The organism is Actinomyces oris (genome assembly GCF_001937665.1).
Classification (GTDB): domain Bacteria; phylum Actinomycetota; class Actinomycetes; order Actinomycetales; family Actinomycetaceae; genus Actinomyces; species Actinomyces stomatis.
In genome coordinates, this window is the sequence record NZ_MSKL01000020.1 from 98,502 (window position 1) to 112,026 (window position 13,525).

A 13,525-nucleotide genomic window follows, 5' to 3' on the forward strand; every position below is an offset into this window, starting at 1 on the left:
CGCCTGAGAACGCGATCGGCCCTCCTGAGCCACTGGCTCAGGAGGGCCGATGCGCTTTCGGCGCGACTCAGGACTGGAGGCCGCTCTTGAGGGCCAGCACTCGCGTGGCCGACTCGTCGACCCGTGCCGCGAAGGCCGGGTCGGACTGGGCGGCGGCAATGAGGGCCTTGACCATGTCCGCGACCACCGTCGGGTCCGCCGAGGCCAGCACGATGTCGCAGCCGGCCCGGATCGCCTGCACGGCCCGATCGCCCGCGGCCACGTCCTGGACCTGGACGGCGGCCGAGACGTCGTCGGTGATGACCACCCCGGAGAAGCCCATCTCCTTACGCAGCATGTCGGTGACGATCTTCGAGGAGAACACCGCCGGCGCCGAGGGATCCATGAGCGTGTACGTGGCCGAGGAGACCATGATGACCTGCGCGCCGGCGGCGATGGCGCTGGCGAAGACGCCGACCGCGGCGTCGGAGTTGCGGCTCGTGGTGCGGTCGACGACGCCCGCGGAGGTGTCCGTGTTGGCCGTCACCCGCCCCAGACCCGGGAAGTGCTTGTAGGTGGGGATGACCTTCGATGCCTGCATCCCCTCGGCGAAGGCGCCGGCCTGGGAGGAGACGGTGGCGGCGTCGTGGCCGTACTCGCGGCCCCAGTGGCCAATGGGTTCGTTGGTGGTCGGTCGGTCGATGTCGACCAGGTCGACCACCGGGGCCAGGTTCATGTTGACGCCGACATCGGCCAGCTCCTTGCCCCAGGTGCGCGCCGCGGCCACCAGCTGATCGCGCGACTGGGCCGACTGATCCATCGCCGAGGGGATCTCGGAGAAGCCCGATCCGGACAGGACCTGGACCTCGCCGCCCTCCTGGTCGGTGGACACGAGCATCGGAGTGTTGTGGGTCGTGCCCGGGCCGACCTTGCCGGTGAACGAGGCGATGACCTTCTGGGTCGCCTGGCTGCCCGCCGTGGTGCGGCCGGCAATGAAGATATTGCCGACATGGTGGGTGTCGATGGCCTCGGTGGAGGAGTCCTTGGGGGAGGTGGCGTCCACGCCGACCATCATGAGCTGACCGACCTTCTCCTCCAGGCTCCAGCCCGCCAGCGCTCCGTCGGTGGCCGTCGCGGTGGCCGACGCCGTCGTGCTCGCGGTGGGCGAGGGGACGGCGCTGGGTGATGCGGGCGCCGGGGTCTTGGGCTGCGCGCTGGGGGAGGAGCCGCCGGCCGACGAGGAGCCGGGGATCAGCGAGCATCCGGCCAGGGAGCCGGCGCCCAGGAGGGCCGCGAGGAGTACTGGCCGTCGGCTCACGTGGTTCTGCGGGGACTCGCCGGGGGCGTCGGGGGTGGGAGGCTTCCCGGCGTCCGGAGTCTCAGGCCGATGACGGTCGTTCATGCCGGCCACACTAAGGCAGGTCCCTGGGTGCTTGCGAGGTAATGACTCTTACGGCCGGTTCCCGGCGGCTACTCCCAACCCAGCTCGTGGAGGCGCTCGTCGGGGATGCCGAAGTGGTGGGCCACCTCATGGATGACCGTCACTGTGATCTCCTCCTCCAGCTCCTCGCGGCTCGTGCACCAGCGCTCCAGTGGCCCACGGAAGATGAGGATGCGGTCGGGCAGTACCATGGACCAGCCATCGTCGCGCTCGGTGAGGGGGACGCCGTCGTACAGCCCCAGGAGCGTGGGCAGGCCGGAGTCGTCATAGTCCTCCTCGGTGAGCATCTCCGGATCGGGCTCGTCCTGGATGAGAACGACGACGTTGTCGATCGCCTCGGCCAGGTCCGCGGGGATCCTGTCGAGGGCGTCGCCGACGACGTCCTCGAACTCCTGCTGCGACATCCTCCCGAAGGGCTGTTCCCGGGGCCGGCGGGGCTGGTCCGCCTCCTGCTGGTGCTCATGGCTCACGGGATCAGCCTGCCAGACCGTCAGGCTCCGGCTCGTCAGTCCTCGCGGGCCGCAATCCCGCCGAAAACCGAGCGGTGAGGAGGGTCACGCTCCTGGGATTTGCGCTGCGGAAGACTGTCCCCTTAGTGTTCATCCCGGTTCGAGGCGCGACGACGTCGAAGGCCCCTGGCCCCCATCGTCTAGCGGCCTAGGACCCCGCCCTTTCACGGCGGTAGCACGGGTTCGAATCCCGTTGGGGGTACGGATTCGCACAAGTGAATAACACAGTGAATTCACACTGGCCTCGTGGCGCAGTTGGTTAGCGCGCCGCCCTGTCACGGCGGAGGTCGCGGGTTCAAGTCCCGTCGAGGTCGCGGAAAGGTCGGTCCGATCAGAAATGGTCGGACCGCTTCCATCCCAAGGCTCTGTAGCTCAGTTGGTAGAGCGTTCGACTGAAAATCGAAAGGTCACCGGATCGACGCCGGTCGGAGCCACTGCGAAAGGCCCGGAACCCACAAGGTTCCGGGCCTTCGCTCTGTCTGCGTGCTCCGCCCGGGACCGAGCGCGCCAGGCCCCTTCTGTGTGACGCCCGCGGGTTCCCTTCGCCGTTTCGGTGGCCAAGCGGGCCTTCATGATGGATGATGGCTGCCCACATGTGTGCGACGCCACGTTCGTGAGTGCCGAGAGCTCCGTACTCCACACGGCCCGCACGCCACCGGACGCCCCTCGCCGCGTGACGGCGCCATATTCATACTGCACAAGGAGGACGCCATGATCTCAAGGACCGTGACTCAACCCCCGGGTGAGCCGATGGAGGAGCCGGAGCAGACCATCCATCCCGACCCCGAGGTCGTCGCCAACGCCTGGGTCGGCGACTGGCGCGCTCTGGAGGAGCGGGCCGCCGCGGATCTGGAGGGCTACTGGGCCGAGCGCGCCGGCGAGCTGGAGTGGTCCAGGCGCTGGGACACGGTGCTCGACGAGTCCGGGGCCCCTTTCTACCGCTGGTTCGTCGGTGCTAGGACGAACATCGTCTCCAACGCCGTCGACCGGCACCTGACCAACTCCCACCGCAACAAGCTCGCCCTCATCTGGGTGGGTGAGGACGTCGAGCAGGTGCGTACCTTCTCCTACTTCGACCTGGGTCGGGAGGTCGAGAGGATGGCCAACGTCCTCAAGGCCATGGGTGTGCACAAGGGCGATGTTGTGACGATCTACCTGCCCCGCATCCCCGAGGTCTTCTTCGCCATGCTCGCCTGCGCCAAGCTCGGGGCCATCCACTCGGTGGTCTTCGCCGGCTACTCCTCCGACGCCCTGAGCGCGCGCATCGATAACTCGGAGTCCAAGGTCGTCATCACTGCCGACGGCTCGTGGATCAACGGCAAGGTCTTCCCCATGAAGAAGATCGTCGACGACGCGGTGCGCTTCTCGCCCACCGTCCAGAACGTCATCGTCGTGCGCAACACCGGCACCGAGGCCGTCATGGACCCCATCCGCGACCACTGGTACCACGAGCTGTGCAAGCTCCCGATTGCCCAGGGCCGCTGTGAGACCGTGCAGGTCGACGCCGAGGACCCCCTGTTCATCCTCTACACCTCCGGGTCCACCGGCAAGCCCAAGGCGATCCTGCACTCCCATGGCGGCTACCAGGTGGGCACCTATGTCACCCTCCACGACTGCTTCGATGTCCATGACGCCGACCGTTGGTGGTGTACCTCGGACCCGGGCTGGATCACCGGCCACAGCTACCTCGTCTACGGTCCGCTGCTCAACGGCGCCACCGTCTTCATGTACGAGGGAAACCCGACCTACCCCTACCCGGACCGCTGGTGGAACCTCATCGAGCGTTACGGCATCAACGCCTTCTACACCGCCCCCACGGCCATCCGCACACTCATGCGTTTCGGCGAGGCATGGGTGCGGCGTCACGACCTGTCCAGCCTGCGGCTGCTGGGCAGCGTCGGCGAGCCCCTCAACCCCGAGGCGTGGCGCTGGTTCCACCACGTCGTGGGCGCCGACCGCTGCCCGATCATCGACACCTGGTGGCAGACCGAGACCGGCATGTTCCAGATCACGACGGTGCCCTCCATGCCTCAGAAGCCCGGCGCGGCCGGCCGGCCGGTGTTCGGCCAGGAGGCGGCCGTCGTTGACGATGAGGGCCGGGAGGTCCCTGACGGCGTCGAGGGGAACCTCGTCCTCAAGCGGCCCTGGCCCTCGATGATGCGCACTCTCTTCCGTGACCCGCAGCGCTACGTGGACACCTACTGGACCAAGTACCCGGGCCTGTATCTGACCGGGGACTCGGCCAAGCGCGACGCTGACGGCTGGTTCTGGATCATCGGGCGCACCGATGACGTCATCAAGGTCTCCGGCCACCGCCTGGGCACGGCCGAGGTCGAGTCGGCGCTCGTCTCCCACTCCGCGGTGACCGAGGCCGCCGCCGTCGGCCTGCCCCACGAGGTCAAGGGCCACTCCGTCCATGTCGCCGTCGTCCTGGCCACCGGGGTCGAGCCTTCGCGTGAGCTCGAGGCCGAGCTGCGTCAGCACGTGGCGGCGACTCTGTCGCCGATCGCCAAGCCGGAGTCCTTCGTCTTCCTCGAGTCGCTGCCCAAGACCCGCTCGGGCAAGATCCTGCGCCGGGTGCTGCGGGCCCGGGCACTGGGCCAGGATGAGGGCGACCTGTCCACCCTCGCCGAGGAGTGAGCTCCTCGGCTCAGGCCAGGCCCCGGATCAAGGGTGCGGTCGGAGCCGCTGCGAAGGGCCCGGAACCCACCAGGTTCCGGGCCCTTCGCTCATGACTGAGGGAGTCCTGGGCCGGGGTGGAAGGACTCACTGGCGACTGCGCCGGTAGTTGCGCACGGTGGCGAAGATGGCGAAGGCGACGGCGGCGACCGGCCAGATGATCCAGGAGATGTCCCAGGCGTCGAAGATGAAGCTCCACAGCAGGTAGATGACCACCGTGGCCGGCCAGTAGATTCCGGCGACGAGGTTGGTGAAGGGGTCGTCGTCCTGATCGCCCCACCCGGAGGCCTGCTGGCCGGCAGGTGCGGGGCCGGCGGGCCGGCTGGGCTCGGACGTCGTCGGGGCGCCGGCGGGAGCCGCCTGCGGGTAGCCTCCGGGCTGGATGTCCTGAGCGATGCCCAGGACCGGGGCCAGCTCGTGAAGGTTGCCGAAGTCGGTGATGACCTGCCCGACCGCCTCGTTGTGGGTCTTGCCCTGGGCGATGGCGTCGTTGTAGGCGTCCTCCATCATGGCGCGCAGCTCGGCGCGGGCCTCGGTCAGGCGCGGCGTGGTCGGGTAGGGGGCGAACATGTTGTCGAGGAAGGTCTCGATGGTGTCCATCAGTGGGCTCCTTTCGCGAAGCGGTCGATGAGGGTCTTGGTGTCCTCCCACTCGGAGACCTTGGCGGTCAGGTGGGCGGTGCCTTCGGAGGTGAGGCGGTAGTAGGTGCGGGACTTGCCGGAGTCGGATACCCCGGCGTAGGAGGCCGCCAGGCCGGTGGACTCCAGGCGCTTGAGGGCGGTGTAGAGGGTGGTCTGCTTGATGGTGTACTCGCCGTCGGAGACCTCGGTGATGGTCTTGGCCAGGTCGTAGGCGTAGGACGGCTGCCGCTTGAGCAGGGACAGGACGATGAGGTCGATGTAGCCGCGAATGGCGTCTGCGCTGATCATGTGAACCCTCCTTCCTGAGGTTCGTGGTGAAGGTGCCCTGAGGTCCTTATGCATCTAACGTACTACGGCACACGTAGTACGTCAAGTGGAAGTTGGAGGATGCTCCGGCCGTCGGTCCAGGCCATGTGTCACAGCCCAGGTACAGCCTGGCTGCTTAAGGTGGTCCCATGCTCGTCGCAGCCACCACCGCTCCCGCGACCCCCGGCGCAGATCCCAGCGCGAATCCTTCAGCCACCCCGACTCCCACGCCCACCACCGCTCCCACGGGTGTGCCACAGGTCAACGTGGACGAGACCGTCAAAGTGGTGACCAAGACGACGAACGACCTGGTCACCATCGCCTGGCAGGCCGGGCTGGGGGCCCTCATCGGCCTGGTCGTCGCCTTCGTGGTAGTGGCGATCCTCAGATTCATGGGCAGGCGCCGCCTCCTGTACCGCGAGATCGTGGAGTTCGGGCGCCGACCCGCCTTCGCCGTCGGCGCCATGACCGGGGCCTTCCTGGGCTCCCAGCTCGCTCTGACCGGACTGCGGCACGCCAAGAGCGACTCCACGACGATGGTCGTCATCGAACGCGGGGTCACCATCGCCCTCATCTTCGCGGTGACCTGGCTCGTCGTCGCCTTCGTCAAGGCCATCGAGTCCACCGTCGTCAAGGGGGCGCAGGCCGGCGGTAACCAGGGGCACGCCAACCGGGTGACCACCCAGAGTCAGATCATCCGGCGCGTCACCCAGGTGATCATCGTCATCGCCGGGCTCGTCAGTGCCATCATGACCTTCCCCAGCGTCCAGTTCGCCATGGGGTCGCTGCTCGCCTCGGCCGGTCTGGCCTCCGTCATCGCCGGTATGGCCGCCCGCTCCATGCTCGGCAACGTCTTCGCCGGCCTCCAGCTGGCCACCACCGACGCCATCCGCGTGGACGACATCGTCGTCGTCGACAAGGAGCAGGGCACCATCGAGGAGATCACCCTGACCTACGTGGTCATGCGCACCTGGGACGACCGGCGCCTCATCCTGCCCTCGACCCACTTCACCGAGAACCCCTTCGCCAACTGGACGCGCGGAGGCTCCCAGGCCACCGGCTCCTTCACCCTCGATCTGGACTGGCGCGTGCCCATCGCCTCGCTGCGCGCCGAGCTGGCCCGCCTCGTGGCCGCCTCCACCGTCTGGGACGGGCGCCAGGCCTCACTCGAGGTCTCCGACGCCGTCGGCGGCCACGTCACGGTGCAGGTCGTCCTGACCGGGGACAACCCCGGCGATGTCGGCACCCTCAAGTCCCACGTGCGTGAGGAGCTGGTCACCTGGCTCCAGCGGGAGGCCCCCTACGCGCTGCCGCGCACGCGAGTGGAGGTCGAGCAGGTCGAGCTCACCCAGGACCTCGGCCCCGAGGAGGTGGCCCGCGCGGCCGAGGAGATCGTCGCCAAGCAGAAGGATGAGGTATCCAGAACCACCACGCGGAGCGGAGACGATGCCGCCGTGACCACGGAGGCCGAGGGTGAGAGCGCCGCCCACGGGCTGGGGGCCCGGCGGGCCGTCACCCTGGGGCGGGCCATGGGCCGCTCCCTGCTGCACCGCGCCCGGCGCGGGGGACTGGGCCCCAGGTGAGCCGGGCAGCCGCTATGTGGCCGGCGCCCGAGCGGATGGGTGAGTTTTCGATGCGTGAACGCAGGTCGCCCGGCGCCGTCGGGCGGGTGACGATGAGCCCATGAGTACCGACATGAGCGGCGACCCCTCCGTGACGCCCGCCTCCGCGCCCTCCGACCCGGCCATCGACCTGGAGGCCGCCGCGCGCACCGACGCCCAGTGGCGCGCCGCCTTGAGCCCCATGGAGTACCACGTGCTGCGCGAGGCCGGCACCGAGCGGCCCTTCACCGGGGCCCTGCTCGACGAGCGCCGCGAGGGCGTCTACCGGTGCCGCGGCTGCGGCGCCGAGCTGTTCCGCTCCACCACCAAGTTCGACTCCCACTGCGGCTGGCCCTCCTTCTACGACCCCTCCGAGTCCGAGGCGGTCACCCTGAGCACCGACACCTCCCACGGCATGGTGCGCACCGAGGTCCGCTGCGCCACCTGCGACAGCCACCTGGGACACGTCTTCGACGACGCCCCCCAGACCCCCACCGGCCAGCGCTACTGTATGAACTCCGTGAGCCTGACCTTCGAGGAGGAGCAAGCATGATCCGGGTCCTGAGCCTCAATCTTCAGCACGGTCTGCCCGGCGCCGGGGCCGGGGACGGCAGCGCCTCCACCGGCTCGCTGGCCGGCGCCGACATCTCCGACCCCGCCACCGCCCGTGCCGTCATGCGGGCCACGGCCGAGCAGATCGCCGAGCTGGCCCCTGACATCGTCGCCCTCCAGGAGGTTGACCTGGGCCAGGCCCGTTCTGGGCGCCTTCACCAGGCGGCCTTCCTGGCCGAGGAGCTGGGCATGCCGACCTGCCGCTTCTCCGCCAGCTATGCCGGGCCGGTGGTGGGACTTCGCCGTCGGCCCCTGCGCACCGCGCTGAGCTCGCCGACCGACGACGTCCTCGGGCTGCTGCGCGCCGCCGTCGGGTCCGGACCGATCGGCTACGGCAACGCCCTCCTCTCCCGCTTCCCGGTCTCCGGCTGGCACGTCAAGCGCCTGGGGCGCGGGGCCTCCAGCGTGGAGAAGCGCGGCGAGCGGGCCTGGGACCCGCGCTCCTACCACGTGTCCACCGCATCCCAGCGCATCATGGTGGCCGCCACCCTCGAGGTGCCCGAAAGCGCCGGCGGGCCGGTCCGCCAGCTGTCGGTCGCCTCCACCCACCTGGCCACCCGCCAGTCCATGGCGGCGCGCCAGCTCGCCGCCGCCTGGGGGGCGCTCGCCGGACTGCCCGGGCCGCACCTGCTCGTGGGCGACTACAACCTCTCCGCCGAGCAGGTCGACGTCCTGGGGCTGGGGAGGACCGTGGGGGAGGGGCTCACCTTCCCGGCAGCCGGCCCCAATCGGCGCATTGACCACGTTCTGACCGACCTGTGGCCCACCGGCCCCGACGGCCTGCCCCTGACCAATGAGGCGGCCGCCGCAGGTGGGAGCCCGCTGCTGCGCGCCGTGGACTGGGGCACGACCTCCTTCATCATCTCCGACCACGTCGGCACCTGGGTGGACCTCGAACCGGTCGCCTAACGGGCGCCCCCGGCCCGCGATCCTGCGCTGAGCCCGCACGCGGTCGTACTCCCGGCTCCGGCCCCGTCGCCGCCCTGAGGCGGTCGTACCTTGTGGCCCGTTGAGGGGTGAGGGGACGAACGCGGGGGCTGACCTACGAACTCGTCGCGCCGGGGCCTATCATCGCCGTCGAAGCGGCCGATGAGAGGGGGAGGCCATGACCGATGTGGTGGCGGGACTGGCCGTCTTCGGCGTGGTCATCGCTGTCGGATGGTTGCTGGTGCGCAGCCGGGCCGTGCCGGCCGACGCCGACGGGGTCCTCACCCGCGTCTGCTTCTTCGCCGCCACCCCGGCCCTGCTCGTGACCACGCTGAGCCGCGCCGACCTGACGGCGGTTCTCTCCCGGGCCACCGCCGTGGCCGTGGCCGCCGAGCTCGGGGCCATCATCTCGGCCTGGTGCCTCCACCGCCTCGTGCTGCGCCGCCCCACCGCCGAGGCCACCATCGGTGCGCTCGCCTCCGGCTACGTCAACGCCGCGAACCTGGGGATCCCGGTGGCCGTCCTCGTCCTGGGGGACGCGGCCACCATCGCCCCGATCCTCCTGCTCCAGCTCCTCGTGCTCACCCCTGTCACCTTCACCGTGCTCGACGCCGTCACCCGCCGCGGCAACCCGTCTCGCCTGGCGACCTTGACCCTCCCGCTGCGCAACCCGCTGCTGTGGGGCGTCGTGGCCGGGACCGCGGCGAACCTGCGCGGGCTGAACCTGAAGGAGTGGGCCGGCGGCTACCCGTCTCAGGGCCTGGAGATGCTCGGGCGCGTCGCGGTGCCGCTCATGATGCTGGCCCTGGGCATGAGCCTGGCCGGGGCACCCCGGCCCCTGAAGAAGCCCGCGCCGGAGGAGCCCGCCCCGTCCCCGCAGGGCTCACCGGTCCGGTCGGTCCAGTCAGCCCGGCAGGATCAGGAGTCCCAGGCGGCGGCGTCGATGTCTCATCGCGGTGCGGTCCGGCGCAGTGGCCTGTGGCTGGCCGTGGGCTGGAAGCTCGCCGTCATGCCGGGGCTGGCCGTCGTCGTCGGACTGGCGGCGGGACTCCGCGGTGCGCAGCTGCTCGTCCCGGTCGTCACCGCCGCCCTGCCCACGGCGCAGAACGTCTTCATGTACGCCTCGCGCTACGGGGCGGCCAAGGACCTGGCCCGCGACGCCGTCCTGCTGACGACTGCGGGATTCGTCCCCGTGATCCTGCTGGCCGCCGCGATCCTGCGCTGAGCCCGCCCTGACGCGGTCGTACTGCCCGGCTGCGTCGTCAGCGCGGCCCCTGCCTCCGCCCTGACACGGTCGTACCTCATGCCGCCTGTTCGAGGGGTAAGGGTACGAACGCGAGGGGCTGACCTACGAACTCGTCGCGCCGGGGCCTGTCATCGCCGTCGAAGCGTCTCAGGGCAGCTCGTCGCGCGTGGGAGGGTTGGCCCCGGCCCGCGAGACCGTGATGTCGGCGATGGCCGCGGCGTGGCGCACGATCCGCTCCAGGGTCTCGGCATCCACCGCGCGCAGCGCCTCGCGCCGGTCCGCGCCCACGAGGTCCTCGCTCCACAGGGCGTCCTCCAGGCCTCCCATGAAGGAGTCGCCGGCACCCACCGTGTCCGCCACCACGACGCTCGGGTCGGCGGGCACCTCCAGACGCACTCCGGAGGCGGACAGGGCCAGGGCCCCCTTCTTGCCGCGCGTGACGACCACGATGGCCGCGCCCTTCTCCAGCCAGGAGCACAGCACCGTCTCCAGATCCGCGTCCTGGCCGTAGAGCCAGGTGATGTCCTCGTCCGAGCACTTGACCAGGTCGGACAGGCCCACCAGGCGCTCGACGACCTGGCGGGCGTCCTCGGGCTCACCCATGAGCTGGGGTCGGGCGTTGGGGTCGTAGGCGATGGTGGAGGTGGTGCGGGTCTCGCGCAGCACCTGCTCCACGGTGGCGGCACCGGGAGCCAGGATCGCTGCGATCGAGCCGGTGTGCACCAGCAGTGGAGCCTGCCCGTCAGTCAGGGCCGGGCGCGGCGGGTTCCAGTCCAGGTCGAAGACGTAGGTGGCGGCGCGGTCCTCACCGATGGTGGCCTGTGCCGTGGAGGTGCGCGCCGCGCCGTCGGCACCCGGAGCCAGACGGACCCCGGAGGCCTCCAGGTGGGAGCGCACGGCCTGACCGCGCTCATCGGTGCCGATCCAGCAGTGCAGCTCGGCGTCACGGCCCAGGCGCGCCAGCCCCAGGGCGACGTTGGCGGGCGAACCGCCGGGGATGTCCACGGGCTCCTGCCCGGGGTGGATGACGACGTCAACCAGGGCCTCGCCGATGACGAGGGCGGATCCTGAGCGGCCGGGTGCGGTCATGGGTGACTCCTTCGTGCGGGACCGGGGTCCAGTGGCGGTGAGCTGAGATGAGACGTGGGAGGGACGGAGGACTGACCGGAGTGGCGGGCGGGGAGAAGCGGAGCGGGTCGGTGAGGAGACTCTGGCGGATGAGGAACGTGGCAGCACGACACTGCCCGTGAATGGCCGACGCGCTAGTCGGTGCGCGGGGACGGAGGGCGAGTGCCCACAGACTACCGATCAGGCGCCGCCCTCAGGGCCCGTCTCGCCCAGAAATGTCCAAATCGGTGACAAAGGCCTTCCGGCGCGCAGGCCGTATGAACGAAAACCTTGGAATCATGCGGTTGTATTTCGTCAGGATGAGAGCGGGCCGAGCCTTTGTCACCGATTTGGACATCCATGGCTCCTTTCGGGCTCGTGCTCAGGATGCCGGTGGCGCTCGATGGGTGCACCGCTGCCAGATGGAGCCCCGGTCGATTCGTCGCTCAGGCGGGCACGAGCGCGACTCCCGGGTCAATGGCAACGTCGCCAAGACGGTCGATTCGCCGCGCAGGTGGGCATGAGCGCGGCCTGGAGCCGCCGATCCGGGCGGGTCATGCCCTGTCAGTCCGCGGAGTCCTCCTGCGCGACCGCGGCCAGGCGGGAGCGGGCCTCGTCGAGCCAGGTCTGACAGCGCTGGGCCAGGGCCTCGCCGCGCTCCCACAGGGCCAGGGAGTCCTCCAGGGGGACGGATCCCGCTTCGAGGCGCTGCACGACGGCCACCAGCTCCTCGCGGGCCCGCTCATAGCTGAGCGAGGCCACGTCCTCATTGGCACCGCCTGCGGAGGGGGCCGACGACGCTGAAGACCCCGAAGATCCTGAGGATGCCGAGTAGGGGCTGTTCTGGGGTGAGTACTCGTCTGGGTACTGGTCGGAGTATGGGCCGGGGTTCATCTCGGAGCTCACGCCCCGATTCTCGCACGGGCGCCGCCACGGGAGGGGCGGGTCGCCCACATCGCGAGGACGCGCCCTAGGTCTCGACGACTGACCCCTGGGGTGCCATCCGCAGGCTCTACGGTGCGTCCTGGGGGCTTGGCGAGGTCCTGCGAGGCCACGAGCGGGCGCGCTCCCAGAGGCGTTGCCGGTGCCCAGTCGCTGCTCAGTCGATGTTGGCGGGCCGGGGCTTGGTGGCGCCGACGACCTGGGCGACGAGCCGCCCCTGAGCCAGGACACCCTCGATGAGATCACCCTTTTTGACGTCCTCGGCGCTGGTGATGACCTTGCCGCCGGGGGTGCGCAGGATCGTGTAGCCGCGATCCAGGACGCCCTGCGGTGACAGGGCCGTCAGACGGGCGTGGTCGGCGCGCAGGTCCGCGGCCGCCAGCGACAGCCGGTGCCCCACGGCCCGGCGCATCCTGTCGCGGGCCTGGCCCAGCTCGATGACCCGGTCACGCACGATCGAGGTGGGGTCGGCCATGACCGGCCGGGCCCGCAGCTGGTCCAGGGCCGCCTGCTCGGCGTCCAGCCGCGAGGCGAGCACGCTGCGCAGGCGCTCGCGGGCCGAGTCCAGGCCCACGGTCTCCTGGGTGAGGTCCGGGACGATCCGACGGGCGGCGTCTGTGGGGGTGGAGGCCCGGTAGTCGGCCACCAGGTCCAGCAGAGGACAGTCGGTCTCGTGGCCGATCGCGGAGACCAGCGGCGTGCGGCAGGCGGCCGCGGCGCGCACGAGCCCCTCGTCGGAGAAGGGCAGCAGGTCCTCGACGGCGCCGCCCCCGCGGGCCACGACGATGACGTCGATCTGCGCATCGGCGTCGAGCTCCTGGATGGCCCGGGTGACCTCGCCGACGGCGCGCGCCCCCTGGACGGCGACCTCCCGCACCTCGAAGGGCAGGCCGGGCCAGCGCAGGCGGGCGTTGACCATCACGTCGTCCTTGGCCTTGGCCTGGCGGCCGCACACGAGGCCCACCTTGCGCGGCAGGAAGGGCAGGGGCCGCTTGCGCTCGGCGTCGAACAGGCCCTCGGCGGCCAGGATACGGCGCAGCTGCTCGATGCGGGCCAGCAGGTCGCCGACGCCGACGGGCCGGATGTCGTCGGCCTGCAGCTGGAGAGAGCCCCGCTTGGTCCAGAAGGTGGGCTTGGCGCGGACCACCACGCGGGCGCCCTCGCTCAGCTCGGCGCCGGTGCGCGCCAGGACGGCGTCGAGGACCTTGGCGTAGATGGACACCGACATGGAGACGTCGGCGTCCGTGTCCCGCAGGGTGAGGAAGGCCATGCCGGCGCCGGGGCGGCGGTTGAGCTGGATGACCTGCCCCTCCACCCACACCTGGCTCATGCGGGCGACGTACTGGTCGATCTTGGAGGACAGCAGTCGCAGCGGCCACGGGTTCTCCGCGGTGGTGAGGTTCGCTCGCGGCGCCAGCTCCCGGGGGCCGCCGTCCGCGTCGGGGCCGGACATCGGGCCGGCGCCGGGGGAGGGCTGCGGGCTGGGCTGGGAGGGGCTCTGGCCTGTCACATGCACCACTGTGCCACGTCCACCA

At 70.5% G+C, this 13,525-nt stretch carries 12 protein-coding genes and 3 tRNA genes; 8 read left to right on the forward strand and 7 right to left on the reverse strand.

The window, feature by feature from the left end; genetic code table 11:
• Window positions 1-67: 67 nt before the first annotated feature.
• Window positions 68-1,390: a glycoside hydrolase family 3 N-terminal domain-containing protein gene (locus BKH28_RS08255; protein WP_075418352.1), complete on the reverse strand. Its 1,323-nt coding sequence runs from the start codon at window positions 1,388-1,390 to the stop codon at window positions 68-70.
• Window positions 1,391-1,449: 59 nt separating this feature from the next.
• Complete coding sequence (locus tag BKH28_RS08260) at window positions 1,450-1,890, reverse strand: metallopeptidase family protein (protein WP_075418353.1); 441 nt, start codon at window positions 1,888-1,890, stop codon at window positions 1,450-1,452.
• Window positions 1,891-2,058: 168 nt separating this feature from the next.
• Between BKH28_RS08260 and BKH28_RS08265 the strand changes: the two genes are divergently transcribed.
• From BKH28_RS08265 to acs, 4 genes are all read left to right on the forward strand, one after another.
• Window positions 2,059-2,131, forward strand: a tRNA-Glu gene (locus BKH28_RS08265).
• Window positions 2,132-2,169: 38 nt separating this feature from the next.
• Window positions 2,170-2,243, forward strand: a tRNA-Asp gene (locus BKH28_RS08270).
• 47 nt (window positions 2,244-2,290) lie between these two features.
• Window positions 2,291-2,363, forward strand: a tRNA-Phe gene (locus BKH28_RS08275).
• Between the two features lie 277 nt (window positions 2,364-2,640).
• Window positions 2,641-4,569: an acetate--CoA ligase gene (gene acs, locus BKH28_RS08280; protein ID WP_081380095.1), complete on the forward strand. Its 1,929-nt coding sequence runs from the start codon at window positions 2,641-2,643 to the stop codon at window positions 4,567-4,569.
• Window positions 4,570-4,695: 126 nt separating this feature from the next.
• On the opposite strand, the gene BKH28_RS08285 is transcribed toward acs, so the two are convergent.
• Both BKH28_RS08285 and BKH28_RS08290 read right to left on the reverse strand, forming a co-directional pair.
• The gene (locus BKH28_RS08285; RefSeq protein ID WP_075418354.1) at window positions 4,696-5,208 is read right to left on the reverse strand and encodes a permease prefix domain 1-containing protein; all 513 of its coding nucleotides are present in this window, start codon (window positions 5,206-5,208) and stop codon (window positions 4,696-4,698) included.
• Window positions 5,208-5,537, reverse strand: a complete 330-nt coding sequence (locus BKH28_RS08290) for a PadR family transcriptional regulator (protein WP_075418355.1) — start codon at window positions 5,535-5,537, stop codon at window positions 5,208-5,210. The genes BKH28_RS08285 and BKH28_RS08290 overlap by 1 nt, the downstream gene beginning before the upstream one ends.
• 167 nt (window positions 5,538-5,704) lie before the next feature.
• Between BKH28_RS08290 and BKH28_RS08295 the strand changes: the two genes are divergently transcribed.
• The 4 genes from BKH28_RS08295 (at window position 5,705) to BKH28_RS08310 (ending at window position 9,920) form a co-directional block, all read left to right on the forward strand.
• Window positions 5,705-7,138 (forward strand): mechanosensitive ion channel family protein, encoded by a 1,434-nt coding sequence (locus tag BKH28_RS08295; protein ID WP_075418356.1) that lies wholly within the window; start codon window positions 5,705-5,707, stop codon window positions 7,136-7,138.
• 100 nt (window positions 7,139-7,238) lie between these two features.
• Complete coding sequence (msrB, locus tag BKH28_RS08300; RefSeq protein WP_075418357.1) at window positions 7,239-7,709, forward strand: peptide-methionine (R)-S-oxide reductase MsrB; 471 nt, start codon at window positions 7,239-7,241, stop codon at window positions 7,707-7,709.
• Complete coding sequence (locus BKH28_RS08305; RefSeq protein WP_075418358.1) at window positions 7,706-8,677, forward strand: endonuclease/exonuclease/phosphatase family protein; 972 nt, start codon at window positions 7,706-7,708, stop codon at window positions 8,675-8,677. The genes msrB and BKH28_RS08305 overlap by 4 nt, the downstream gene beginning before the upstream one ends.
• Before the next feature lie 196 nt (window positions 8,678-8,873).
• Complete coding sequence (locus BKH28_RS08310) at window positions 8,874-9,920, forward strand: AEC family transporter (protein WP_075418359.1); 1,047 nt, start codon at window positions 8,874-8,876, stop codon at window positions 9,918-9,920.
• Window positions 9,921-10,088: 168 nt separating this feature from the next.
• Here BKH28_RS08310 and BKH28_RS08315 read toward each other — a convergent pair whose 3' ends face one another.
• The 3 genes from BKH28_RS08315 to xseA all read right to left on the reverse strand — a co-directional run bounded on the left by BKH28_RS08315 (window position 10,089) and on the right by xseA (window position 13,509).
• A complete protein-coding gene (locus tag BKH28_RS08315) occupies window positions 10,089-11,030 on the reverse strand; it encodes a carbohydrate kinase family protein (RefSeq protein WP_075418360.1) in 942 nt (313 codons plus the stop codon).
• Window positions 11,031-11,612: 582 nt separating this feature from the next.
• A complete protein-coding gene (locus BKH28_RS08320; RefSeq protein WP_428978921.1) occupies window positions 11,613-11,954 on the reverse strand; it encodes an exodeoxyribonuclease VII small subunit in 342 nt (113 codons plus the stop codon).
• 193 nt (window positions 11,955-12,147) lie between these two features.
• On the reverse strand, window positions 12,148-13,509 hold the full coding sequence (xseA, locus tag BKH28_RS08325) for an exodeoxyribonuclease VII large subunit (RefSeq protein WP_075418362.1): 1,362 nt from the start codon (window positions 13,507-13,509) through the stop codon (window positions 12,148-12,150).
• Window positions 13,510-13,525: the final 16 nt, after the last annotated feature.

Excerpts from the sequence above, each read along its gene's own strand:
- BKH28_RS08290 (WP_075418355.1), bottom strand. The coding sequence starts at position 5,537 with ATGATCAGCGCAGACGCCATTCGCGGCTACATCGACCTCATCGTCCTG.
- BKH28_RS08315 (WP_075418360.1), bottom strand. The coding sequence starts at position 11,030 with ATGACCGCACCCGGCCGCTCAGGATCCGCCCTCGTCATCGGCGAGGCC.
- BKH28_RS08295 (WP_075418356.1), top strand. The coding sequence starts at position 5,705 with ATGCTCGTCGCAGCCACCACCGCTCCCGCGACCCCCGGCGCAGATCCC.
- BKH28_RS08310 (WP_075418359.1), top strand. The coding sequence starts at position 8,874 with ATGACCGATGTGGTGGCGGGACTGGCCGTCTTCGGCGTGGTCATCGCT.
- msrB (WP_075418357.1), top strand. The coding sequence starts at position 7,239 with ATGAGTACCGACATGAGCGGCGACCCCTCCGTGACGCCCGCCTCCGCG.
- BKH28_RS08305 (WP_075418358.1), top strand. The coding sequence starts at position 7,706 with ATGATCCGGGTCCTGAGCCTCAATCTTCAGCACGGTCTGCCCGGCGCC.
- acs (WP_081380095.1), top strand. The coding sequence starts at position 2,641 with ATGATCTCAAGGACCGTGACTCAACCCCCGGGTGAGCCGATGGAGGAG.
- BKH28_RS08285 (WP_075418354.1), bottom strand. The coding sequence starts at position 5,208 with ATGGACACCATCGAGACCTTCCTCGACAACATGTTCGCCCCCTACCCG.